The sequence below is a fragment of the Streptomyces sp. NPDC059248 genome (genome assembly GCF_042753905.1).
In the GTDB taxonomy this organism is placed as follows: Bacteria; Actinomycetota; Actinomycetes; order Streptomycetales; family Streptomycetaceae; genus Streptomyces.
Window position 1 is genome coordinate 19781 of record NZ_JBHYZV010000054.1, and the last position, 24474, is coordinate 44254.

18 protein-coding genes are annotated in these 24474 nt (G+C 71.7%); 8 read left to right on the forward strand and 10 right to left on the reverse strand.

Annotated elements, in window-relative coordinates; genetic code table 11:
* Position 1 precedes the first annotated feature (1 nt).
* Together ACFXG1_RS22475 and ACFXG1_RS22480 are read right to left on the reverse strand one after the other, a co-directional pair.
* Positions 2 to 925 carry an ABC transporter permease gene (locus tag ACFXG1_RS22475; RefSeq protein ID WP_384708239.1) on the reverse strand — a complete coding sequence of 308 codons (924 nt, stop codon included), beginning with the start codon at positions 923 to 925 and terminating at the stop codon, positions 2 to 4.
* The gene (locus ACFXG1_RS22480; protein ID WP_384708242.1) at positions 922 to 1989 is read right to left on the reverse strand and encodes an ABC transporter ATP-binding protein; all 1068 of its coding nucleotides are present in this window, start codon (positions 1987 to 1989) and stop codon (positions 922 to 924) included. Before ACFXG1_RS22480 ends, ACFXG1_RS22475 begins: the two co-directional genes overlap by 4 nt.
* A gap of 355 nt (positions 1990 to 2344) precedes the next feature.
* Here ACFXG1_RS22480 and ACFXG1_RS22485 point away from each other — a divergent pair, with 355 nt between their 5' ends.
* The 3 genes from ACFXG1_RS22485 (at position 2345) to ACFXG1_RS22495 (ending at position 6163) form a co-directional block, all read left to right on the forward strand.
* Positions 2345 to 3268: a M24 family metallopeptidase gene (locus ACFXG1_RS22485; RefSeq protein WP_384708245.1), complete on the forward strand. Its 924-nt coding sequence runs from the start codon at positions 2345 to 2347 to the stop codon at positions 3266 to 3268.
* Between the two features lie 122 nt (positions 3269 to 3390).
* Positions 3391 to 5160 (forward strand): SDR family oxidoreductase, encoded by a 1770-nt coding sequence (locus tag ACFXG1_RS22490; RefSeq protein ID WP_384708278.1) that lies wholly within the window; start codon positions 3391 to 3393, stop codon positions 5158 to 5160.
* 61 nt (positions 5161 to 5221) lie between these two features.
* The gene (locus ACFXG1_RS22495; protein WP_384708248.1) at positions 5222 to 6163 is read left to right on the forward strand and encodes a MerR family transcriptional regulator; all 942 of its coding nucleotides are present in this window, start codon (positions 5222 to 5224) and stop codon (positions 6161 to 6163) included.
* 159 nt (positions 6164 to 6322) lie between these two features.
* On the opposite strand, the gene ACFXG1_RS22500 is transcribed toward ACFXG1_RS22495, so the two are convergent.
* Together ACFXG1_RS22500 and ACFXG1_RS22505 are read right to left on the reverse strand one after the other, a co-directional pair.
* A complete protein-coding gene (locus tag ACFXG1_RS22500) occupies positions 6323 to 6724 on the reverse strand; it encodes a DNA-binding protein (RefSeq protein WP_384708251.1) in 402 nt (133 codons plus the stop codon).
* A complete protein-coding gene (locus ACFXG1_RS22505) occupies positions 6721 to 6969 on the reverse strand; it encodes a hypothetical protein (RefSeq protein ID WP_384708254.1) in 249 nt (82 codons plus the stop codon). The genes ACFXG1_RS22500 and ACFXG1_RS22505 overlap by 4 nt, the downstream gene beginning before the upstream one ends.
* Positions 6970 to 7100: 131 nt before the next feature.
* Between ACFXG1_RS22505 and ACFXG1_RS22510 the strand changes: the two genes are divergently transcribed.
* Positions 7101 to 7994, forward strand: a complete 894-nt coding sequence (locus ACFXG1_RS22510) for an LLM class flavin-dependent oxidoreductase (protein ID WP_384708257.1) — start codon at positions 7101 to 7103, stop codon at positions 7992 to 7994.
* Positions 7995 to 8083: 89 nt separating this feature from the next.
* Positions 8084 to 8935, forward strand: coding sequence for a Cof-type HAD-IIB family hydrolase (locus ACFXG1_RS22515; protein ID WP_384708260.1), 852 nt, complete (start codon positions 8084 to 8086; stop codon positions 8933 to 8935).
* A gap of 44 nt (positions 8936 to 8979) precedes the next feature.
* Here the strand turns inward: ACFXG1_RS22515 and ACFXG1_RS22520 are convergent, their stop codons facing one another.
* From ACFXG1_RS22520 to hisC, 6 genes are all read right to left on the reverse strand, one after another.
* Entirely contained in the window at positions 8980 to 10440 is a 1461-nt protein-coding gene (locus ACFXG1_RS22520; protein WP_384708263.1) for a peptidoglycan DD-metalloendopeptidase family protein, read from the reverse strand.
* A gap of 134 nt (positions 10441 to 10574) precedes the next feature.
* A complete protein-coding gene (locus tag ACFXG1_RS22525; RefSeq protein WP_384744269.1) occupies positions 10575 to 12344 on the reverse strand; it encodes a GAF domain-containing sensor histidine kinase in 1770 nt (589 codons plus the stop codon).
* A gap of 90 nt (positions 12345 to 12434) precedes the next feature.
* Positions 12435 to 16151 carry a thiol reductant ABC exporter subunit CydD gene (gene cydD / locus ACFXG1_RS22530; RefSeq protein ID WP_384744271.1) on the reverse strand — a complete coding sequence of 1239 codons (3717 nt, stop codon included), beginning with the start codon at positions 16149 to 16151 and terminating at the stop codon, positions 12435 to 12437.
* Positions 16152 to 16266: 115 nt separating this feature from the next.
* Positions 16267 to 17268: a cytochrome d ubiquinol oxidase subunit II gene (gene cydB, locus ACFXG1_RS22535; RefSeq protein WP_384719403.1), complete on the reverse strand. Its 1002-nt coding sequence runs from the start codon at positions 17266 to 17268 to the stop codon at positions 16267 to 16269.
* A gap of 21 nt (positions 17269 to 17289) precedes the next feature.
* Entirely contained in the window at positions 17290 to 18798 is a 1509-nt protein-coding gene (locus ACFXG1_RS22540; protein WP_384744274.1) for a cytochrome ubiquinol oxidase subunit I, read from the reverse strand.
* 333 nt (positions 18799 to 19131) lie between these two features.
* Positions 19132 to 20205, reverse strand: a complete 1074-nt coding sequence (gene hisC / locus ACFXG1_RS22545) for a histidinol-phosphate transaminase (RefSeq protein ID WP_384714223.1) — start codon at positions 20203 to 20205, stop codon at positions 19132 to 19134.
* 436 nt (positions 20206 to 20641) lie between these two features.
* Here hisC and ACFXG1_RS22550 point away from each other — a divergent pair, with 436 nt between their 5' ends.
* The 3 genes from ACFXG1_RS22550 to ACFXG1_RS22560 all read left to right on the forward strand — a co-directional run bounded on the left by ACFXG1_RS22550 (position 20642) and on the right by ACFXG1_RS22560 (position 24470).
* Positions 20642 to 21754: a LacI family DNA-binding transcriptional regulator gene (locus ACFXG1_RS22550; protein WP_384714208.1), complete on the forward strand. Its 1113-nt coding sequence runs from the start codon at positions 20642 to 20644 to the stop codon at positions 21752 to 21754.
* A gap of 407 nt (positions 21755 to 22161) precedes the next feature.
* Entirely contained in the window at positions 22162 to 23481 is a 1320-nt protein-coding gene (locus ACFXG1_RS22555; RefSeq protein WP_384714211.1) for a metallophosphoesterase, read from the forward strand.
* Positions 23482 to 23651: 170 nt separating this feature from the next.
* A complete protein-coding gene (locus tag ACFXG1_RS22560) occupies positions 23652 to 24470 on the forward strand; it encodes a hypothetical protein (RefSeq protein ID WP_384714214.1) in 819 nt (272 codons plus the stop codon).
* The last annotated feature ends 4 nt before the right edge of the window (positions 24471 to 24474 follow it).

Genomic DNA, 24474 nt, shown 5'->3' on the forward strand with positions numbered 1-24474 from the left:
GTCACAGCCCTGCCTTCCGGTAGCGGCTCATCAGCAGGGCGTACGACCCGGCGATCAGCGCGAGGACGGCCAGGACGTAGAGCGCACCGATTCCGGTACCGGGCTCGTGGCCACCGGGGAAGACGGAGTCCGCGCCGAGGAAGGCGGTCTGGATGCCGTAGACGAGGGTGTGCGGCGAGAACAGGCCGAGCCACTGCACGATGTCGCCGTTCTCGGTGCCCTCGGCGATCCCCTGGACGCTGGATACGGCGCCGTAGGTGATGGTCAGCATGGCGATGATCGCGGCGACACCGAAGCCCCGGCGGGGGGTGGCGGCGGCCAGGACCAGGCCGAGCCCGGCGAAGAGCACGGAGAGGAGGGCGGCGGCGACCAGGCCCTGCGCGAAGTACTTCGTCTGGTCGAGGAAGTCCATCTTGGCGAGCAGCGCCCCGAGGTAGAGCAGGAGGAGCGGGGTGCCGGTCAGGATGAGCATCGCCGACGCCATGGCGCCGTACTTGGCGAGGACGTAGTCGACCCGCTCGATCGGGCGTGAGAAATAGAGGGGCACCGTCCGGAACCGCAGGTCGCGGGAGACGGCCTGCGGCGCCTGGGAGGCGATGAACAGGCCGATGACCGCCTGGAGGTAGACCGCGTACTCGGGGTAGTCCAGCGGGAGCTTCTTGGAGTCCACGGTGACGGCGACCGCGACGATGATCAGTGCGGGCAGGCACATCACGGCGAACAGCAGCATCGGCAGGACCTTGGACTTGGCCGAGCGGCCGAGCCCGAAGGAACCGCGCAGGGACTGCACGAAGAGGGACCTGCGCACATAGGCACGGCCCAGGCGCTGTCCGCCGTAGTTGCGGTAGCCGATGTTGTGGATGCGCGCGGCGTCGGTGTTCCCCGCGGGCGAGCCCGGGGCCGGAACGGGGGTCCTGCTGTTCATCGGGGGTCCCCCTTCACGGCCGGGGCCGGGTGTGCGGCCGCCGCCGGGGCGGCGGTGGGTTCGGGCGGGCCGGCGTCACCGGTGCCGTGGTCGTCGTGGCTACCGCGGTTGTCGTGGTTGTCACGGTTGTCATGGTTCGCCTGGAAGACCTCCGCGATGTGGTGGCGGCGCTGTTCCATGCGGACGAGGCCGAGGCCGAGGTCGACGACGACATCGCGGACGGTGTCGTACGTACGCTCCCCCTCCGCCTCGATCAGGAGGACGTGCCCGGCGCCGGGCAGGCCCTCCTCCACGCGGTCGTGGAGGACGACCCCGGCGGCGGCGAGGCGCTCCCGGAGGACGGCGGTGCCGTCGGGGTGCTCGTCGGTGTCGGTGACCTCGACGGCGAGGGTGGTGGTGAGCTGGGTGAAGTCGCTGGTGGAGCTGGAGCGCAGCAGTTTGCCGCCGTCGATGACGACGACGTGGTCACAGGTGCGTTCGAGTTCGCCGAGGAGGTGCGAGGTGACCAGGACGGAGATGCCGAAGTCCGTGTGGACGCGGCGGATCAGTCCCAGCATCTCGTCCCGGCCCACCGGGTCGAGGCCGTTGGTCGGCTCGTCGAGGAGGACCAGCTTGGGGTCGTGGACCAGCGCCTGGGCGAGCTTGACGCGCTGCTTCATACCGGTCGAGTAGCCGCCGATGGGGCGGTACCGCTCCTCGTAGAGGCCGACATGGCGCAGGGTGTCGGCGGTGCGTTCCCGCGCGGCGGCGGGCGGCAGTCCGGACATCCGGGCCATATGGACGACGAACTCGGTGGCCGAGACGTCGGGCGGCAGACAGTCGTGCTCGGGCATGTAGCCGACGTGTTCGCGGATCGAACCGCCGTCGGTGGCCACGTCGAAGCCGAGCACGGCGGCACGGCCCTCCGTGGCGGGGGTCAGGCCCAGGAGGATCTTGATCAGGGTGGACTTTCCGGCCCCGTTGGCACCCACCAGTCCGGTCACACCCGGTCCGATGTCCAAGGAGAGCCGGTCGAGAGCGGTCACCCGGGGGAACCGCATGCTGAGGCTTTCGGTGGCGATCACAGTCACCCTCCGACCGTAGTGGCGGCCCGTTGCCGGAGCATCAGCCTTGTTGGTCGGATCCCTGTCAGACCTGAGGTGGACATGGCCTTAGGGGGCGCTGCGAAAGTCGGCGTCGGGGCGGTGGGGATGTCGTCCGTTCGTCGAAGCCGCCGATACCGACGACGGAGTACGGGACGGTACGGGGGTGGTACGAGGTGTTACGGGGCGGTGCTACAGGGCGGTGCCCGCGCGGCGGGTTGTCCACAGGCGGATGCGTGGCCTTGACGCCGCCGCCGGGGATTGTCACATTCATCCATGTCACATGACGAGTGCGGAGAGCGACGGTACGCACACGGGACGGGCAGGGGGCGGTGGTATGACCTCGGCGGCGGTGGCGGTTCCTCCGGGCGGTGCGGCGGCGGTGGCGTCCGGTGGGCCGGGCGGGTTCGGCCCGGCGGAGTTACGCGGGTTCCGCGCGGTGCAGCGGCTGGCGTACGAGTGCGCGGAGGCGGTGGCCGGGCAGTTGCGGCCGGGGGTCACCGAGCGGGAGGCGGCCCGGATGCAGCGGCGGTGGCTGCGGCGGCGCGGGGTGCGGGACTGGTTCCATCTCCCCTTCGCCTGGTTCGGCGACCGTACGGCCTTCACCGGCTTCCGGATACCGCTCCAGTTCTTCCCCACGGACCGGGTGCTGGAGCCGGGTATGCCGTTCATCCTCGATATGGCCCCGATCCACGGCGGGTTCACGGCGGATGTGGGCTATTCGGGCTGCCTCGGCCCGAATCCGCTGCACGACACGATGCTCCGGGATCTGCGGGAGCACCGTGAGCTGATCCTGCGCGAGGTCCGGGAGCGCAGGTCGCTGCGGGAGATCTACGAGGACGTGGACCGGCTGATGGTGCGGCAGGGCTATGCCAACCGTCATCGGGCCTATCCCTTCGGGGTGATCGCGCACAGGGTCGACCGGGTCCGGGAGAGCCGCTGGTCGCCGAGTGTCCTCGGTTTCGGCACCCAGGCGCTGAAGGGTCTGGCGAGCGACGCGGTGCGCGGCCACCGGGAGGGCTGGTCGCCGCTGTGGAGTCCGTATCGCTTCTCGGACCATCCGCCACGGCCGGGGCTGTGGGCGGTGGAGCCGCATCTCGGATTCCGGCGGACGGGCGCGAAGTTCGAGGAGTTGCTGGTCGTCACGGACTCCGCCGATCCGGTGGAGAGCGCGTTCTGGCTGGACGACGATCTGCCGCATGTGCGGCGCCGGCCTGGCGGGAGCACAGAGGCACCGAACGCGGGGGAGGCGTGGGCGTGAGCGACGGGGCACACGACAGCGGTACGGACGGTACGGACGGTACGGGCGATACGGGCGGTACGGGCGCGGGACGCGGGCGCGCCCGGGACGGGTCCGGTGGGGCGGCGGCGGGGAGCCCCGGTGTGCGGGAGCGGTGGGTGCGGTCGGGCGGGGTCGATCTGTGCGTGGCCGAGTCGGGCGACGCGGAGCGGCCCACGATCGTTCTCGTCCACGGCTACCCCGACAGCAAGGAGGTGTGGTCGGAGGTCGCCGGGCGGCTGGCCGGTGAGCACGGTTTCCATGTGGTGCTGTACGACGTCCGGGGCCACGGCCGCTCCTCCGCGCCGCGTCCCCTGCGCGGTGGCTTCACGCTGGAGAAGCTGACGGACGACTTCCTGGCGGTGGTGGACGCGGTGAGCCCGGACGAGCCGGTTCATGTCGTCGGCCACGACTGGGGGTCGGTCCAGGCATGGGAGTTCGTCACCGTGGCGCGTACCGAGGGCCGGATCGCCTCCTTCACCTCGATGTCGGGGCCGTCGCTCGACCATCTGGGCCACTGGCTGCGGCGGCGGGCCGCGCGCCCCACGCCCCGGGGGCTCGCCCAGTTGCTGGGCCAGGGCGCCCGTTCCTGGTACGTGTACGCGCTGCATACGCCCGCCCTGCCCGAACTGGCCTGGCGCGGACCGCTCGGCCGGGCCTGGCCCGGGTTGCTGGCCCGGCGGGAGAGGCTGTCCGGTGACGGGTATCCGACGCCGTCGCTGCCCGACGACGCGGCGCACGGCGCCTGGCTCTACCGGGACAACATCCGGGCCCGGCTGTCCCGGCCGCGCCGGGACGCGTACGCGCACTGCCCGGTCCAGCTGATCACGCCCGCCGGGGACCCGTATCTGTCACGGCGGGTCTACGACGGCCTGGAGGAGTGGGTGCCCCGGCTGACCCGCCGGTCGCTGGCGGCCGGGCACTGGATACCGCGGACCAGGCCCGACCAGTTGTCGACGTGGATCGCCGACTTCGCCCGTGCCCATGAGGACAGCCCCACGGGCACGGCGGGGACGGCGGTCGGCCCGGCGCCCGCGTCCGGGCCGTACGCCGAGCGGTTCGGCGGGCGTCTGGTGCTGGTGACGGGCGCGGCGAGCGGTATCGGACGGGCGACGGCGTTCGCCTTCGCGGAGGCGGGCGCACGGGTGGTGGCCGTGGACCGGGACGCCGAGGGCGCGGCGCGGACGGCCGAGCTGGCCCGGCTGATCGGCGCGCCCGAGGCCTGGTCCGAACAGGTCGACGTCGCCGACGAGACGGCGATGGAGAAGCTGGCGGAGAAGGTGGCCGGGGCGTACGGGGTGGTGGACGTCCTCGTCAACAACGCGGGGATCGGGATGTCGGGACCGTTCCTGGAGACCTCGTCGGACGACTGGCGGAAGGTCCTCGACGTCAATCTGTGGGGGGTGATCCACGGCTGCCGGCTCTTCGGCCGGCAGATGGCCGACCGCGGCCAGGGCGGCCATATCGTCAATATCGCGTCGGCGGCGGCCTATCAGCCCTCCAAGGCGCTGCCCGCCTACGGGACGTCGAAGGCGGCCGTGCTGATGCTCAGCCAGAGCCTGCGGGCCGAACTGGCGGGGCGGGAGATCGGGGTGACGGCGATCTGTCCGGGCATCGTGAACACGGGCATCGCGTCCACCGCGCGGTTCACCGGTGTTGACGCGGCCGAGGAGCAGCGGCGGCGGCGCAAGTCGGCCCGGTTGTACCGCCTGAGGAACTACCCGCCGGAGAAGGTGGCGGACGCGATCCTGCGCGCGGTGGTCCGCAACAGCGCCGTGGTCCCGGTGACGCCCGAGGCGCGCGGGGCGCTGCTGATGTCCCGGTTCGCGCCGAGGATGCTGCGCGGGGCGGCCCGTCTGGAGCCGCCCCTGTGACATCGGCGGGCGGAGTCGGGTCGGGGACGGGTGTCCCGAGGGCGCGGAGAGGGGGGTCGACATGGCGGAGCGGCCGGTCGCCGAGTACCGGATCGAGGATCTGGCACAGCTGAGTGGTGCCACGGTCCGGACGATCCGGGCCTATCAGGACCGGGGGCTGCTGCCGAGGCCGGAGCGGCGGGGGCGGTCGAATGTGTACGGCTCCGCCCACCTCGGGCGGCTCCGGCAGATCGCCGATCTCCTCGACCGCGGCTACACCCTGGCCTCGATCAAGGAGTTGCTGGAGGCGTGGGACACCGGGCGCGGGCTGGGCGGGGTGCTCGGTCTGGTCGCGGAGGTCCGGGGGCCGTGGACGGACGAGGAGCCGACCCGGGTGACCCGGGCCGAGCTCGCATCGGCGTTCGGCGGCGGCCCCGACGAGCGGTCCGTGGCGGACGCGATCGAACTGGGGGTGCTGGAGGCGGTGCCCGGGGAGGAGGACGTGTTCCTGGTGCCCAGTCCCCAGGAGCTGGCGGTGGCGGCAGAGTTGCACGCCGCCGGGGTGCCGCTGTCGGCGATAGCGGGGCAGCTGCGGGACGTTCGCGGACAGGTGGAACATATCGCGGCGGGTTTTCTGGAGTTCACGACGGAACACCTCTTCGCCCGCTGTCTCGGTGCCGGGCCGCCGGACGAAGCGGAGGCGACCGAGGCGGCGGCGTTGGTCCGCCGGCTCAAGCCGCTCGCCCAGCAGACCGTGGACGCCGAACTGGCACGGGCGATGAGGATGTTCGCGACGCTCCGGCTCCACCACCAGCCGACGGATCCGCCACAGCCCGCGGAGCCGTCCGGACCGCCGGACCGGATACCGGTATCCCTTCCCGCCGCCACGATCCGGGCCGTACGAGAGCTGGTTGGCGCGGAGCACATAGCCGCGTTCATCACGGCAGCAGCCGAACGGGAAGTGCGGAAACGAACCTTGGACGCCCTGACGGCAAAAACCCGTCCACCCAAGGGACTTGGGTAAAAAGCCCATCACAGAGGCCAGTTGTCCACAGAATCGCCAATTAGCCTGTGGATAACTCATGTTGGCTGTGGATCAAACCTCGATGTCCCCGGAATTTCGGTGGCGGACGCCCGCTCGATCGGACCACCCGCCGGGGACGTCCCGCCCTGCCGATGAAAGTCAGATCGCGATGAGTCGTACGCGGTTACCGCACAGCTTGGCCATGTCGTCGACATCGGACGTGAGCATGACGACCGGGCCGGGCCGGCGGAGCGCCAGCTCGGCAACGGTGGCATCGATCGCATACTTGTGCCCGTGCAGGCCGGCCTCTTTCAGCAGCCCGGCCGCGGCTCGGGCTGCCTGTTCTGTCACCGCTTCCACCTTGACCTGGGAGAGGATCCAGTGCAGTCGAGGCATGTTCACCCGGGCATGCATGGCTTCCACGATGGTGTTGGCACAGACCACGAAGTCGGCCGCCATCGAATGGAAGGACCGGATCAACGCGAGCGCGTCCCGATCCTGCGTGATCCAGGCGGACAGCCCTTGGGAGTCCAGCACAACGGTCTCGAAGCGGTTGTTCACGCGGCGCTCGCCGGCTCCTGGTGCTCCGCCGCGCCAAAGATTCTGGCCCGGGCCGCGGCCAGCTCCTCTTCGGTGAAAGCGCCGTGCTCCTCCTCGTAGCGGCGCAGTTCCTCGCCGAGAAGCTGGTGCCTGATCTGACGGGCGACCGCCTCGGCGACATAGCCGGAGACGTTGTCCGTGAGCCTCTTCAGCTCGACCACCTGTTCGGTGGGGAGCGTGACCGTGATCCGAGTCGTTTCAGCCATGGAGTCAGCATACTGCAGTATGCGCACTCCTGCCGGGTTTCCTCCCGCCGGTGCACCCCCTGTCGGCGTGCTCCCGAACCGGGACCGTCGGCGTTCCTCGATGGCCGGAGTCCGGACGTAGGGTCGGTGAAATGCGACTGAGCACGGTGATCCTTCCCATCCATCGCTGGGCCGAAGGACGGACGATCTGGCAGCGGGCCGAGGAGCTCGGCTTCCATGCCGCGTACACCTATGACCATCTGACCTGGCGCGCCTTCCGGGACGGTCCGTGGTTCGGGGCGATACCGACCCTGACCGCCGCCGCCGCTGCCACCTCGCGAATCCGGCTCGGCACCCTGGTGACCTCCCCGAACTTCCGGCATCCGGTCACCCTCGCCAAAGAGCTGATGACCCTCGACGACATCTCCGGCGGGCGGCTCACGCTCGGTATCGGCGCGGGCGGGGACGGGTTCGACGCCACGGCGCTCGGGCAGGAGGCGTGGACGCCCCGGGAGCGCGCCGACCGGTTCGCCGAGTTCACGGCGGTGCTGGACCGGCTGCTCACCGAGCCCGCGGTCACCCATGAGGGCACCCACTACTCGGCCGTGGAGGCCAGGGCCGTACCCGGTTGCGTCCAGACGCCGCGGCCGCCGTTCGCCGTCGCCGCCGCGGGGCCGCGCGGCATGCGTCTTGCCGCCCGCTACGGGCAGGCGTGGGTGACCACGGGCGACCCGAAGACCGGCCGCACGGGGACGCCCGAGGAGTCCCGGGCGGCGATCGGCGCCCAGGTCGAGCGGCTGACGGAGATCTGCGCCGACGCCGGCCGCGACCCCGCCGGGCTCGACCGCGTCCTGCTGACCGGCTTCACCCCGGACCGCGGCACGCCCCTGGAGTCCCTCGACGCGTTCGTCGACTTCGCGGGCGCGCACTTCGCCCTCGGGATCGACGAGATCGTGATCCACTCGCCGATCCCGGACTCGGAGTTCGCCGCCGACCAGGCCGTCTACGAGAAGATCGCCTCCGACGCCCTGGCCCAGCTCCGCTGATCACCCCCGGGTCGCCCCGGGACCTCCGCCGGAGGACCGGGGCCCACCGGCCCGTACAGGTGTACGGGCCGGTGGGCGAGAATGCGTGTGTGACCCCTGCAACCGATCCCCTCAGCCCGTCCCCGGCGCCCACCCGGCTGATCGCCACGGACCTGGACGGCACCCTGCTGCGCGACGACAAGTCGGTCTCCACGCGTACCGTCGCCGCGCTCGCGGCGGCCGAGGAGGCCGGGATCGAGGTCTTCTTCGTCACCGGCCGCCCCGCCCGCTGGATGGACGTCGTCAGCGACCACGTCCAGGGCCACGGGCTCGCGATCTGCGCGAACGGCGCCGCCGTCGTCGATCTGCGGTCCGGCGGCACACTGCTGGCCGTCCAGCCGCTGGAGCGGGAAACGGCGCTCGGGGTCGTACGGTCGCTGCGCGCGTCGGCGCCCGGGACGACGTTCGGGATCGAGACCGCCGCGGGCTTCCACCACGAGGCGGGATATCCGACGCTGTACGAGGACGAGCCCGGGACCATCGTCGCCGAGGCCGAGAAGCTCCTCCTGGACGAGGTCGGCTCCGCGCCCGTACTGAAACTGCTGGCCCACCACGCGGCCACGGCACCCGACGCTTTCCACGCCCTCGCCCGCGAGCACACCGGAAGCCTCGCCTCCGTCACCCGGTCCAGCCCCGGCCCGCTGCTGGAGATCAGCGGCCCCGGGGTGAGCAAGGCCAGCACTCTGGCCCGGTGCTGCGCCGAGCGCGGGATCACGGCCGCGGAGGTCGTGGCCTTCGGCGATATGCCCAACGATGTGGAGATGCTCCGCTGGGCCGGGACGTCGTACGCGATGGGCAACGCCCATCCGGAGGTGATCGCCGCGGCGTCCGGGCGGACCGTCGCCAACAACGACGACGGTGTCGCCGTCGTCATCGAGCGGATCCTGCGCGAGCGCGGCTGACCCGCACACCGCCGGGTGGTCGGCCCGTGCCCGCTGCCGCCGGGTCAGCCCGTACCCGCTGCCGCCGACGAGATCAGCGGTACGCCCCGCGCCCGCAGCCATTCCGCCGGATCGACCCCCGACCCCAGATAGGGGGTGAGCCGCACCTCGAAGTGGAGATGCGGTCCTGTCGAGTTGCCGGTCGAGCCCGCGAGCCCGATCACCTGCCCGGCGCGTACCGGCTCTCCCCGTACGACCCCGACCGACGACAGATGCGCGTACTGCGTGTAATAGCCACCGGGATGCTGGACCACGATCTGGATCCCGAAGGCGCCCCCGCAGGACACCGTCAGCACCCGGCCCGCCCCCACGGACCGCACGGGGGCACCGATACCGACGGCGAAGTCCTGGCCCGTGTGGCGATGCGCCCACCGCGCGCCGCCGCTGCCGAATCCGGCGGAGAGCAGATACCGGTCGACGGGCGCCACCCAGGACGGTGAGGCATCGCCGCCCGGCGTTCCGCCGAGGGTTCCGTTGTTGATTCCGGTTCCGTCAGTTCGAGTTCCAGTTCTGGTTCCGGTTCCGGTGCCGGTTTTATCGGTCGCGGTACTGCCGGTTCCGTCGGCGCCGGCGCCGGGGCTTCCCGCCGTGAGCCGGGCCGGGCTCGGGCAGGTACCCGCCGCCGCCCGGCTCTGCGCCTCGCCCTGGAGGATCCACCGCGCCGCTTCGAGACGGGACTCCAGGCTCTTCTTCGACCGGGCGAGCCGCGCGGTCCGCCGCTCCAGCTCGTGCCAGGCCCGGCGCGCCCGGTCCTCGGCGTCCGACAGCCGCCGCTCCGCCGCCCGGGCCTGCGCGAGCAGCCGCTCGACCGCGGTCTCGGCCTGCCGGGCGACCCGCCGGCCGCGCATCAGATCGTCCGGGTCGCGGGCGAGCAGCAGCCCGGCGGTGACGGTGAGCTGACCGCCGGTGCGGTACTGGTCCCTGGCGACCGCGCCCACCTGGTCGAGGAGCGCCGCGAGTTCCGTACGGCGGTGGCCGAGCCGCTGCTGGAGCCCGAGGGCTGCCGACTGCAGGACGCCTGTCTCCCGCAGACTCCGCTCGTACGCGGCCGTGACCCCGGCCGTCTCGTCGAACAGCCGGGCCACCTCGGCGGAGGTCCCGGTGACCGGCCCGTGGACGGGACCGCCCGGGGCGCCCGAAGTCGGCGCGGAGTGGTCGGTACGGCCCGCGTCCGGGGCCGTACCGCCTTCTGCTCCGGGTTCCGCTTCCGGGTCCGGTTCTGATGGGGGACCGCCGTCCGGTGCGGCTTCCGACGACCCCGGATCCGTCCCGGCCGGGGACGCCCCCTCCTCACCGGAACCGCCGTCGGGCGCGCTCACGACGGCGACGACCCCACCCGCGGCACCGGTGCCGGTGCCGGTGCCGGCCCGGGCATCGGTCGCCCCGGCCACCGCCGGAGCGGGCGTCAGCAGCACGGACCAGATCACCACCACCGCGAGCAACGGCGACCGACGTCTTTGGCACATGCGTCGGATCGTCACCCGCCGGACGTTCGAATCCGGGGACCGCGGGGGGTCGTAGGGCCACCCGGACCAGCAAAACCCCTCGCCCCACGGACTCCGCCGCCCCGGGCAGGACACGGCAGGACACGACCCGCCGCCTACAGCGGCGCCTCCCAGCGGACCGTCGTGCCCCGGCCGTGCTCGCCGATCCCCGGCCCGCACGCACTCGACCCGCCCAGCGACTCGGCCCGCCGCGCCAGATTGCGCAGCCCGCTGCGCCGCCCCCCGTCGGGGATGCCGACGCCGTCGTCGGCGACCGTCAGCCGTACCCCATCGGATCCGTCGGGCAGCTTCACCGTCGCGTCCACGACGACATCGATCCGTGAGGCGTCGGCGTGCCGGAAGGCGTTCGACAGGGCCTCCCGCAGCGCCGCGATGAGGTTCTTCCCGGTCAGCTCGCCGACCAGGGCGTCCACCGGGCCGAGAAAACGGTGGCCGGGGGTGAATCCGAGCGGCACGGCCGCCATGTTGATCTCGCGCAGGACCCGGGTGCGCAACCCGGACGGCGCCTCCGCCGGGCCCTGCTGGAGCGCGAAGATGGCGGTACGGATCTCCTGAATGGTCACGTCCAGTTCGTCCACGGCCTTGCCGACCCCGTCCTGGACGGCGGGTACCCGGGACCGCCGCTGCGCGCCCTCCAGCATCATCCCGGTCGCGAAGAGCCGCTGGATCACCAGATCGTGCAGATCGCGGGCGATCCGGTCGCGGTCCTCGTAGACCGCGAGCCGCTCCCTGTCCCGCTGCGCCTCCGCCATGATCAGCGCCAGGGCCGCCTGGGCGGCGAACTGGGTGGCGAGGGTCCGCTCCGCCTCGGTGAACTGCCGGGCGCCCCGGGCCCTGGGCGTCGCCAGCGCCCCCAGCACCCGGCCGCCGCTCTGGAGCGGCAGCATCATGCACGGCCCGTACCGCCCGGCCCTGCGGGTGATCACCCGCGGATCGGTGGCCGCGTCGGCGACGAAGACCGGCTCCCCCGCGAGGAGTTTGGCGATCACCGGGCTCTCCGGGGGCATCACCTCGCCGAGGGCCGTCGCGAGCTGGTCGGACGCGACCGCGACGATCTCCAGGCCGCCCTCTTCGGCGGGGAGCAGTACGATCCCGGCCGCCGCGTCGGCGAGCCGCCGGGCCTGTTCGGCGACGACGGTCAGCGCGTCCTCGGCGTCACCGCCGGAGAGGAGGGCGGTGGTGACCGCGACGGAGCCGTCGATCCAGCGCTCCCGCTGGCGGGCCGCCTCGTACAGCCGGGCGTTGCCGATGGCGATACCCGCCTCGGTGGCGAGGACGCGGACCATGTGGAGGTCGTCGTCGTTGAACTCGGCCCCGCCGCGCTTCTCCGCGAGATAGAGATTGCCGAAGATCTCGCCCTGGACCCGGATGGGGACGCCCAGGAAGGTCCGCATGGGCGGATGGCCGGGCGGAAATCCGGCCGCGCGGGGGTCGGAGGCCAGATCGGCGAGCATCACGGGGGCCGGATCGTGGATCAGCGCGCCGAGGAGGCCCCGGTGGCCGTCGGGCCGGTGGCCGATCTCGGCGGCGGTCTCCTCGTCGATGCCGTGGGTGACGAAGTCGGAGAGCCCCCGGCCCTCCTCGTCCACGACGCCGATCGCGGCATAGCGGGCGTCGGCGAGTTCGGCGGCGGTCTCGCAGATCCGGTCGAGGGTCGTATGGAGTTCGAGGCCGGTACCGACGGACCGCATCGCCTCCAGCAGCTGGGGGACCCGGGCGGTCAGCTCGGTGGAGAGCCCCTGGAGGCTGCGGGTGGCCCGGGTCGCGGCCTCCAGCGGATCCCGCCGGACCCCGTCCGGCGCGTCGTCGGGCGCGTCGTCCGGCGCGTCGTCGGGCTCTGTCGGGGCCGCGTCGGGAGCTGTCATGACCTTGAGCCTAGTAATTCCTATTTGCCGAGAAAAGTCGGCTCTCCCGGCGACGGGCCGCCCGGCCCACCGAACTCGCCGGGCGCCCGCTCACACCGCCGCGCCCGCCGGTTCCACCCGTGTCGCGGCCATGGCGTCCGTCTCGCGCTCCCGCTCCAGCATCCGCCGCAGGGGTCCGTCGGCCGCCACGAGTTCGGCGTACGGGCCCCGCTGGGCGATCCGGCCCTCCGCCAGCACCACGACCTCGTCCACCGCGTCGAGCCCCGTCAGCCGGTGGGTGATCAGTACGGTCGCCGCGCCCCGTGCCGTCCGTCCCTCGGTGGCCGTCAGCAGATCCGCCGTCAGCGCGTCGGCCGTCGCCAGATCGAGGTGTTCGGCGGGCTCGTCGAGGACCAGGACGGGGAAGTCGGCCAGGAGGGCGCGGGCCAGGGCGAGCCGCTGCCGCTGTCCCCCGGAGAGCCGGGCGCCGTGCTCCCCGACCAGGGTGTCCATGCCCCGGGGGAGTCCGTCGACCCAGTCCAGCAGCCGGGCGGCGGCGAGAGCCCGCCGCAGTTCGTCGTCGCTCGCGTCGGGTCGGCCGATCCGCAGGTTCTCGCGGACCGAGCTGTCGAAGACGTGGGCGTCCTGGGCGCAGAGCCCGACGAAGCCGCGGACGGTGTCCCCGTCGAGGTCGTGGGCGGCGGTTCCGCCCAGCGTGTACGTCCCCCCTACGGCTTCGCCCCCGGGACCCCCGGGACCCCCGGGACCGCCGGGACCGCCGTCGGAGATGTCGAGGAAGCGGAGCAGCACCTGCGCCAGGGTCGTCTTCCCGGAGCCGGACGCACCGACGACCGCGATCCTGGCACCCGCCGTGACGGTGAGGTCGATTCCGTCGAGCGCGTTCCGCTCCTGGCCCGCGTAGCGGGCCCGTACCCCGCGCAGCTCCAGCGGGAACGCCGTCGCGGGGGTCCGCGCCGGGCGTTCCGGATCGGGTACGGGGACGGGCGCGTCGAGCATCTCGTACACCCGCTCCGCGCTCCGGCCGACCCGCTGCCGGTACTGGACGGCCAGCGGCAGCCCGTTGACCGCCTCGAACGCGGCGAGCGGGGTGAGGACGACGACCGCGAGGGCGACGCCGTCGAGCCGCCCGTCGCGGACGGCCTGTACTCCGGCGAGCGCGACGAGGACGACGGTGAGACCGCAGGCGAGGGCCGTGAGCCCGGCGCCGAGCGCCGTGGCCGCGGCGCCCCGGGACGCGATTCCGGTGAGTCGCCGGTCGGCGTCCCGGACCGCGTCGGTACGGGCGCCGAGCGCCCCCGCGACGGTCAGTTCGGCGGTACCGCGCAGCAGATCGACGGTGCGGGTGGCCAGTACGCCCCTGGCGGGGGCCAGCTGGCGCTCGGCGCGGCGCGCCACCGCGCCGCTCAGCAACGGGACGAGGAGCCCGGCGGCCAGCAGTCCGGCGGCGAGCAGGGCCCCGGCCTCCGGCAGCAGCCAGACGGTGAACCCGACGGCGCCGACGCTCACCAGCAGCGCGGAGCCCGCGGGCAGCAGCCACCGCAGCCAGTAGTCCTGGAGGGCGTCGACATCGGTGACCAGCCGGGAGAGCAGATCTCCGCGGCGGGCACGGCCGAGGCCGGCCGGGGTGATCCGCTCGAGCCCGCGGTGGACGGCGACCCGCAGTTCGGCCAGCATCCGCAGCACCGCGTCGTGGGAGACCACACGTTCGGCGTAGCGGAAGACGGCCCGGCCGATCCCGAAGGCGCGGGTCGCGGTGACGGCGACCATCAGATGGAGGACGGGCGGCATCTCGGAGGCGCGGGAGATGAGCCAGCCGGAGACCGCCATGAGTCCGACGGCGGAGCCCAGCGCGAGGCTGCCCAGGAGCAGCGCCAGCCGGAACCGGCCCCGCTGCCCGGCGGCGGCCCGCCGGACCCGGGTGAGCGCGGGGACGCGTACGCCCCGTGCCGTCGTCCGGTCGTCGAGGGCGCCGGAGGTGTCGAAGGTGTCGAAGGCGTACGCGTCCACCGGCCGGTCCCGGTCCGGGGCGGTTCCCGTGCCGGTGCTCGTGCCGGTGCTCGTGCCGGTGCCCGCGTAGAGGCCGGTGGTGCCGACACCAGGCCGTTCGGGACCGGCCGCGGCGACCGCGACCGCGACCGGGACCGCGGCCTCGTCCCCGGCCGCGGACTCGCCTGCGGTACGGGTCAGGGACACCACCCGGTCGGCGACGGCGAGCAGCGCGGGGCGGTGGACCACCAGCAGGACGGTCCGCCCGGCGGCCAGCCGCCGTACCGCGGCGACGACCGTCTCCTCGGTGGCCCCGTCCAGCGCGGCCGTGGGCTCGTCCAGCAGCACCACGGGACGGTCGGCGAGGAACGCGCGGGCGAGCGCGAGCCGCTGCCGCTGTCCGGCGGAGAGCCCGTCCCCGTCCTCGCCGAGTACGGTCGCGGCGCCCTCCGGCAGCGCCCGTACGAAGTCGTACGCCCCCGCCTGCCGCAGGGCCTCCCGTACCGCCTCGTCGTCGGCGTCGGGGCGGGCGAGCCGGACGTTCTCGGCGATGGTGCCCGCGAAGAGATGGGGCCGCTGGGGCACCCAGGCGATCCGTTCCCGCCAGCGGTCGGTGTCGATCTCGCCGAGTGGGACACCGCCGACGGTGATCCGGCCCTCGGCGGGTTCGGTGAAACCGAGGACGACATCGAGCAGGGTGGATTTGCCGACCCCGCTCGGGCCGACCAGGGCGACGGTCTCCCCCTCGTCGACGACCAGGGACGCGGCGTCCAAGGACGGTTCGGTCCGGCCCTCGTGGCGGACCGTCACTCCGGTCAGCTCCAGCCGGACCGAGGCGGGGACCGGCCGGGTCCCGGTACGGCGCGGCTCGTTCTCCAGCACCGTGAAGATCTCCTCGGCGGCCGCCAGACCCTCCGCCGCGGCGTGGTACTGCGTACCGACGGTCCGGATCGGCAGATACGCCTCGGGCGCCAGGATCAGGATGACGAGCCCGGTGTAGAGGTCCATTCCGCCGTGGACCAGCCGCATACCGATGGTGACGGCGACCAGGGCGACGGAGAGGGTGGAGAGCAGTTCCAGCGCGAAGGAGGAGATAAACGCGATCCGCAGGGTCCGCAGGGTGGCCCGGCGGTACTCGGCGGTGATCGTACGGATCGACTCGGCCTGCGCCTTGGCCCGGCCGAACACCTTCAGCGTCGGCAGCCCCGCGACCACGTCCAGGAAGTGGCCCGACAGCCGGGAGAGCAGCCGCCACTGACGGTTCATCCGTGCCTGGGTGTACCAGCCGATCAGGATCATGAAGACCGGGATCAGCGGCAGGGTCACCACGATGATGGCCGCGGAGACCCAGTCCTCGGTGACGATCCGGGCCAGGACCGCCACCGGGACCACCACGGCCAGACCCAGCTGGGGCAGATAGCGGGCGAAGTAGTCGTCGAGGGCGTCGATACCCCGGGTGGCCAGCGCCACCAGGGACCCGGTGCGCTGGCCGCTCAGCCAGCCCGGACCCAGCTCGGCAGCCCGTTCCAGCAGCCGTCCCCGCAGCTCCGACTTGACCGCCGCGCTCGCCCGGTGGGCCGCCAGCTCGGTCAGCCAGGAGACCAGCGCCCGGCCGGCGGCGACGGCCGCGAGCAAGACGAGCGGGGTCATGACGTCCGAGACGCCGAACCCCTTCTCGAAGGCCCCGACCACCACCTCGGCGATCAGCATCGCCTGGGCGATGACCAGCGCCGCCCCGATCAGGCCGAGCAACACCACCGCGATCAGAAAGCGGCGGGTGGCGCGGGCGTAGCGGAGCAGACGCGGGTCGATCGGTTTCACGTGAAACATCCCCTGGAGACGAGGGTCGTGAGGAGGAAGAGGGTCGTGGCGTACGGGCTCATGGCTGTGGCTGTGGCTGTGCCTGTCACTGTGGCTACGGCGGTGGCTGTGGCCGTCAGTGCGCGTCGGCGATGTGCTGGGTGCCGATCCGCTTGCGGAAGACCCAGTACGTCCAGCCCTGGTAGAGCATCACCAGCGGTGCGGCGATCCCGGCGCACCAGGTCATGATCTTCAGGGTGTACGGGGTCGACGAGGCGTTGGTCACCGTCAGGCTCCACGCGTCGTTCAGCGACGACGGCATCACATTCGGGAAGAGCGTGAGGAAGAGCATCGCCACGGCGGCCACGATGGTCACCCCGGAGAAGGCGAACGACCAGCCCTCGCGTCCGGCCATGTTGGCCGCGATCCCGATCACCAGCGCCACCACCGCGACGGCCATGGCGACCAGGCTCGATACATCGCCCCGTGAGACCTGGGTCCAGCCCAGGAAGCCGAGGGCGAGTACGGCGGTGAGCAGCCCCAGCCGGGTGGCGAGGGCCCTGGCCCGGCCGCGGATGTCGCCGACCGTCTTGAGCGCCGTGAAGACCGCGCCGTGGAAGGTGAAGAGGCTCAGGGTGACCAGGCCGCCCAGGAGCGCGTAGGGGTTGAGGAGGTCGGCGACATTGCCGACGTACTCCATATCGCCGTCGATCTTCACCCCGCGGACGATGTTGCCGAAGGCCACGCCCCACAGGAAGGCGGGGATCAGTGAGCACCAGAAGATCGCGTGCTCCCAGTTGGTCTGCCAGCGGTCCTCGTCGCGCTTGTGCCGGTACTCGAAGGCCACACCGCGGACGATCAGGCAGAACAGGATGATCAGCAGCGGCAGATAGAAGCCGGAGAAGAGGGTGGCGTACCACTCGGGGAAGGCGGCGAAGGTGGCACCGCCGGCCGACAGCAGCCAGACCTCGTTGCCGTCCCAGACGGGACCGATGGTGTTGATCAGTACCCGCCGCTCCTTGCGGTTCCGGGCGAGCAGTTTGGTCAGTACGCCGACTCCGAAGTCGAAGCCCTCCAGGAAGAAGTAGCCCGTCCAGAGGAAGGCGATGAGTACGAACCAGACGTCATGGAGTTCCATGCCTCTGCAGCTCCTTCGGCCTCAGTAGGAGAAGGCCATCGGCCGGTCGGCGTCGCGCTCGTCGCCGCCGATCTTCGTGGGCGGGTTGAGATCGGCCTCGGTCAGCTCGGGCGGGCCCAGCTTGACGTACTTGACCAGCAGCTTGACCTCGATCACGGCGAGGACGGCATAGAGCAGGGTGAAGACGATCATGGAGGTGAGGACCTCGCCCTGGGAGACCCCGGGGGAGACCGCGTCCTCGGTACGGAGCACTCCGTAGACCACCCACGGCTGGCGGCCCATCTCGGTGAAGATCCAGCCCCAGGAGGTGGCGATCAGCGGGAAGGTCATGGTCCACAGAGCCGTGATCCAGTACCAGCGGCCGAAACGGGGGCCGAGGGCCTTCTTCCGGAAGAGGACCAGATTCGGTACCTCGTCCTCCCCGGTCCGCAGCGCCGCCGGGAGCAGGAACTTCTTCCGGGTCAGCCAGAGACCGAGCAGACCGAGGGCGAAGGACGCCATCCCGAAGCCGATCATCCAGCGGAAGCCCCAGTACGCGACGGGGATGTTCGGCCGGTAGTCGCCGGGCCCGTACTTCTCCTGCTCCATCTTGTTGATGTCGTTGATGCCGGGGACGTACGAGTCGAAGTCGCCGTTGGCGAGGAAGGACAGTATCCCGGGGATCTCCAGGGCGACCTTGTTGTGGCCCTCGTCCACATCCCCGTAGGCGAAGAGCGAGAACGGGGCCGGCGCCTCGCCGTCCCAGAGCGCCTCGGCGGCGGCCATCTTCATCGGCTGCTGCTTGAACATGACCTTGCCGAGGAAGTCACCGCTCACGGCGGTGAGCAGTCCGGCGGCGATCACGGTGACCAGGCCGAGCCGGAGCGATGTCCGCATGACCGGGATGTGCTTGCGGCGGGCCAGGTGGTACGCGGCGATGCCGACCATGAACGCGCCTCCGACCAGGAAGGCGGCGGTAATGGTGTGGAAGAACTGGGTTACGGCGGTGTCCTGCGAGAGCACCCGCCAGAAGTCCGTCAGCTCGGCCCGGCCCCGCTCCTCGTTGATGCGGTAGCCGACCGGGTGCTGCATCCACGAGTTGGCGGCGAGGATGAAGTAGGCGGAGAGCACCGTCCCGATCGCGACCATCCAGATACAGGCCAGATGGATCTTCTTCGGCAGCTTGTCCCAGCCGAAGATCCACAGACCGATGAAGGTCGACTCGAAGAAGAACGCGATCAGCGCCTCGAAGGCGAGCGGGGCGCCGAAGATGTCACCGACGAAGCGCGAGTAGTCCGACCAGTTCATCCCGAACTGGAACTCCTGGACGATGCCGGTGACCACACCCATGGCGATATTGATCAGGAACAGCTTGCCCCAGAACTTGGTCGCCTTGAGGTACTTCTCCTTCCCGGACCGGACCCAGGCGGTCTGAAGCCCCGCGGTGAGGGCGGCCAGGGAGATCGTGAGGGGGACGAAGAGGAAGTGGTAGACGGTGGTAATGCCGAACTGCCATCGCGCCAGGGTCTCCGGCGCCAGAGCCAAGTCCACGTCGTCATCTCCTTACATCGACGAGGTCGATCGGCAGTTTGCCTGATTAATCCCAGCCATCGCGGGATGAACGGGACACGCTTGTGAAAGCGTTCACATTCACATGAGATTATGGCTCATACGAAATCCGCACTGATGACCGGGGGGTACCTCTTGACGCGCGGAGCCGCCCCGGCTAGTGAGCACCCCGCCGCAGGGGCCCCGGGAGCCCCGGGAACCGTGCGGGCCGCGACCCCGGAAGCCCACGAACCCGCAAGCCCCTGAGCCCGGGAACGCCGACGGCCCGGACCCCTCTCGGGATCCGGGCCGTCGGAGGCCGATGCCGTACCGGCGCTACAGCGTCTTCACGAAGTCCGCCGCGACCCGCAGGAAGAGATCGTTCGCCTCGGGCTCGCCGATCGTGACCCGCGCGCCCTCACCCGCGAACGGCCGGACCACGACCCCCGCCTCGTCGCAGACCGCCGCGAACTCCGCCGTACGCTCCCCCAGCCGCAGCCAGACGAAGTTGGCCTGCGTCTCCGGCACGGTCCACCCCTGCCCGGCCAGGGCCTCGTACACCCGGGCCCGCTCGCAGACCAGCATCCCGACCCGGCCCAGCAGCTCGTCCTCCGCCCGCAGCGACGCGACGGCCGCGTCCTGGGCGAGCTGGGTCACCCCGAACGGCACCGCCGTCTTGCGCAGGGCCGCCGCCACCGGCTCACGCGCGATCGCGAAGCCGACCCGCAGCCCCGCCAGGCCGTACGCCTTGGAGAACGTCCGCAGCACCGCCACATTGGACCGCTCGCGGTAGATCTCCACACCGTCCGGAACCTCCTGGTCCCGGATGAACTCGCGGTACGCCTCGTCCAGCACCACCAGCACATCCGACGGCACCCGGTCGAGGAACCGCTCCAGGGCGTCCCGGCGGACCACCGTGCCGGTCGGGTTGTTGGGGTTGCAGACGAAGATCAGCCGGGTCCGCTCGGTGATCGCGTCGGCCATCGCGTCCAGATCGTGTCGCTCGCCCGCCGTCAGCGGCACCTCGACCGGGGTCGCGCCGCTGATCCGGGTGATGATCGGGTACGCCTCGAAGGAGCGCCAGGCGTAGATCACCTCGTCACCCGGGCCCGCGGTGGACTGGAGCAGCTGTTGGGCGACGCCCACCGAGCCCGTACCGGTCGCCAGATGCGTGAGCGGCACCCCGAACCGGTCCGCCAGCTCGGTGATCAGCCCCGTACACGCCATGTCGGGATAGCGGTTGAAGTTCTGCGCCGCCGCCAGAACGGTCTCCATCACGCCCGGGAGCGGGGGATAGGGATTCTCGTTGGACGACAGTTTGTACGCGACGGGCCCGGCGGCGGCCGCGGGCCTGCCGGGCTTGTACGTCGGAATTCCGTTCAGCTCGGCACGGAGCCTCGGGCTCGTCATCGGGCTCGTATCGCTCACCGCAGATCCTCCTCGTCCGTCCGTCCAAGGTCCGGCCGGAAAACCGGCCGGGGCCCAATACTGCACACCCTATGAGGATTCCCGTTCGAAGGGACCCCCACCGGATCAGGTCCGACGGGGTCCGGCGATCAACTCGGACAAGGGTTCGGAAAAACGGGGGGAGCGCTCGCGTTCGCGGCGCGCGCCTCTGGCTCGCTCCGTGGCGCGCGTCCCCCGTAGAGGTGAGTTGAGACCTCTTCGAGACCTTGATCCCAGGCCAGGCATCAGCCGCGGTACGCCTCAGCCGACCTATGAGTATCGAATAAGTTCCTTAAATTCCAAGGCAGTTGATGGTTTATGATCATGCAGAATCGTGCCTGTCAACGGGTGCATATGCGACCGGTCCCACCGCCCGCACGAGCCCTAATATCGGCACGCCATGACAGCAGCAGGGAAGCACCAGGTGAGCCGGACGGACACATCCCGCCGGGGAAACCGGCAAGGTCGGGCGGGCATCCGAGATGTCGCCGCCGCAGCCGGTGTCTCCATCACGACCGTCTCGGACGCGTTGAACGGGAAAGGCCGGCTCCCGGACGCCACTCGCAGACATGTCCGCGAGGTCGCCGACCGGCTGGGTTACCGCCCGTCCGCGGCGGCCCGCACCCTCCGTACCGGAAAGTCGGGGCTCATCGGCCTGACCGTGACGACGTACGGGGATGAACCTTTCACCTTCACGGAATTCGCCTACTTCGCCGAGATGGCGCGGGCGGCGACCTCCGCCGCGCTCGCCCGCGGCTACGCCCTGGTGATCCTGCCCGCCACCTCGCGCCACGACGTCTGGTCGAACGTCGCGCTCGACGGCACGGTCGTCATCGACCCCTCCGACCACGACCCGGTCGTCACCGAACTGGTCCGCCAGGGTCTGCCCGTCGTCTCCGACGGCCGCCCGGCCGGGACCCTCCCGGTGACCGCGTGGGTCGACAACGACCACGAGGCGGCCGTCCTCGATCTGCTCGACCATCTCGCCGACGCGGGCGCCCGCCGGATCGGGCTGCTGACCGGGACCACCACGGACACGTACACCCGGCTTTCCACGACCGCCTACCTCAACTGGTGCGAGCGGGTCGGCCAGGACCCGGTGTACGAGTCCTATCCGGCGCACGACCCGTGCGCGGGCGCCGTCGCCGCCGACCGGCTGCTGGCCCGCCCGGACCGCCCCGACGCGGTCTACGGACTCTTCGATCCCAACGGTACGGATCTGCTGGCCGCCGCCCGCCGCTACGGCCTGCGCGTCCCCGAGGACCTGCTCCTGGTCTGCTGCAGCGAGTCGACGGTCTACGCCACCACTGAGCCGCCCATCACGACCCTCTCGCTCAAACCCCGGCGGATCGGCACCGCCGTCGTCCAGCTGCTCATCGACGCCATCGAGGGCATCGACGAGGACCGTCCGGTCGAGCAGGTGATACCGACGGAGCTGATCGTCCGGACCTCCTCGCAGCGCCGCTCGCCGCGGACCACCGTCAGCGCGCCGCGGTCGCCGTCGTCGGAGTAGGCGGGACGGGCGGAAGGGGCGGAACAGGCGGGACGGGCGGGACGGCCGGCGCGGGCGGATGAGGCCGAGCAGTCCGAGCGGGCCGAGCGGACCCGCGTCCGGACGATCACGAGCCGGCCGGGACCGGGCCCGACCCAGCCCCGGCCGAGCCCGACCAGTCCCGGCCGGTCCCGGCCGAGCCGGATTCGCCGGTGGTACCGGCGGACATCGGGACACCCCGGGAAGCCCCAATTGGTGCCCTATCGGGGCGAAAGAGTCGGCGACTCAGGGGGTACGACCGGATTCACCACCCCTGGTGCGTCACAGAGCGCGGAGCTCATTCCTATGATGGGCGGACGACACCGCGGACCACCCCGACCAGGCTGGGCCGAGAGGTGAACGGCGGCGCGACGGTGGTGGAGGGGTCGATGACTCAGGGGGCCGGTCAAGGACCCGTGGTGCGCACGGCGACGCTGCGCGATTTCCGCGTTCCGCCGTATGCGCAGATGCCCGTGGAGTCGTCTGGACCTCAGGACGACGAACGGCCGGAGGGCATCCCCGCGCCCCCCGGCGCGGAGGACACGGCTCCCCGGGCCGCGGCCCACCCGGAGCCGGTGGGGGAGCCCGCCCCGGCCCCTGCGACGGCCCCAGCCCCGGCCCCCGCGGCGCCCCAGGGCCACCACGGGGAGGCCTACCACCAGACGCCCGCGGCGTACCCCGTCCGGTCCGGCCATCCCGGCCACCCCGGCCACCCCGGCGACGCCGTACCCGAGGACGAGATGCCCGAGGGCTACACCCCCACCGAGCGCGATCTCCCGGTCATCAGCCGCGCCGAGCCCGCCGGGGCCGGAGCCGGAGCCGGAGCCGCCGAAGGCACCGGAGCCGTACCGCGTCCGGCGAGTGCCGAGCAGTCCGCGCCGGCCGAACTCGGCCCCCTCTACGTCGTCGGCGACGTCCACGGCTATCTCGACGAACTCGTCGCGGCCCTCGCCGCCCAGGGCCTGATCGACGCCGAAGGCAACTGGGCCGCGGGCAACGCCCGGCTCTGGTTCCTCGGCGACTTCACCGACCGGGGCCCCGACGGTATCGGCGTGATCGACCTCGTGATGCGGCTCTCCGCCGAGGCCGCGGCGGCCGGCGGCTACTGCAAGGCCCTGATGGGCAATCACGAACTGCTGGTGCTCGGTGCCAAGCGCTTCGTCGACACCCCGGTCAACTCCGGCGCGGGCACGGCCACCTTCCAGGCCGCCTGGCTGCTCAACGGCGGCCAGAAGTCCGATATGGACCGGCTCCAGGACGTGCACGTCCAGTGGATGGCCCGGCTGGACGCGGTCGCGGTCGAGGACGGCCATCTGCTGGTGCACTCCGACACCACGGCCTATCTCGACTACGGCCGCACCGTCGAGGACGTCAACGACAACATCCAGGACGTGCTCACCCGCAACGACGCCGACGAGTGCTGGGACCTGTTCCGCAAGATGACCAAGCGGTTCGCCTTCCGGGACGAGGAGAGCGGCCCGCCCGCGGTACGCGAACTGCTCGCCGCCTACGGGGGCACCAGGATCGTCCACGGCCACAGCCCCATTCCGTATCTGCTCGGCGAGGTCGGCACGGAGGCGGGCGAGGACGGCGACCGCCCGGTCGTCGAGGGTCCGCACCTCTACGCGGACGGGCTGGCGATCGCCATGGACGGCGGGGTCACGATGGCCGGGAAACTCCTTGTCGTCCGACTTCCGCTGGCCGACTGAGCCGACCGGGCCGGCTCCACACCGCGTTGACCTGCGTTTTGCCGCAACCCCCTGTCACCCCGTGCCGTAACGGCTCTACCATCTGCTTATCCGTTCCAGGCTCTCCTCCGTTTACGACCGGTTCCGTCCGCGTGCGGGCGGCCCGGCCCACGGAGCATCGGGGGACGCACATGAACAGCGCTCCGCACCTGCTGGGCGAGGACCGCGCCGAATACGAGCGGCTTCTCGACGAGACACTGCGCAACGCCCACGAACGACCGGATCTGGCCGCCGTGGGTGAGCGGCTGAACGCCACTCAGCTACGGACGATGGCGCTCAGGGCCACCACGATGATCACCGCGTCCGCCGCCCCGGAGTACGCGCACTACATCCGGATCCGCGAGGAGGCACGCTCCCCCTCGGCCCCGGACGACGGCCGGAACGACCCGCCGGACCTCGTCGGGGACGCCGACGGCGGCGGTGCCGGTCTCGGTGCCGTCCTCACCGTGCTCGCGCCGGTGCTCGCCGGAACGGCGGCGCTGATCTTCCTGCTCGTCGGCCATCTGCTGAAGATGCTCGACCCCGCCCCGTCCTTCGCCACCCCCCTGGTCTCGGCCGGCTGGTTCTTCGCCGCGGTGACGGCCGCCGCGATCCTGGCGGCTGCGGTCGGACTGCTGGTCACCGCGGTCCGCAACAGCGCGACCCAGGTGGCTTCCGAGGAGTTCTCGGAGGAGCTTCCGGACGAGGTGGCACGTGCCAAGGACGCCTGGCTCCACGCCGTACTGGAACGCGGTCTGCTGCCGTTCCTGCGGATGGCGCTGGAGGAGCCCGATGTCGATCCGCTCTCGGCGGCCCGGGCCCGGCCGGTGAGCCGGATCCCCAAGGTCGGCTACGACAGCCCGGACTTCTCCAGCCCGAGTGAAGGCGCCACGGCCGGGCCGCGGCCGACCTTCAGCAGCCCCGAGTTCACCAGCCCCGACTTCGGCGGACCGGAGCACCGTCCGGAGTGACCGG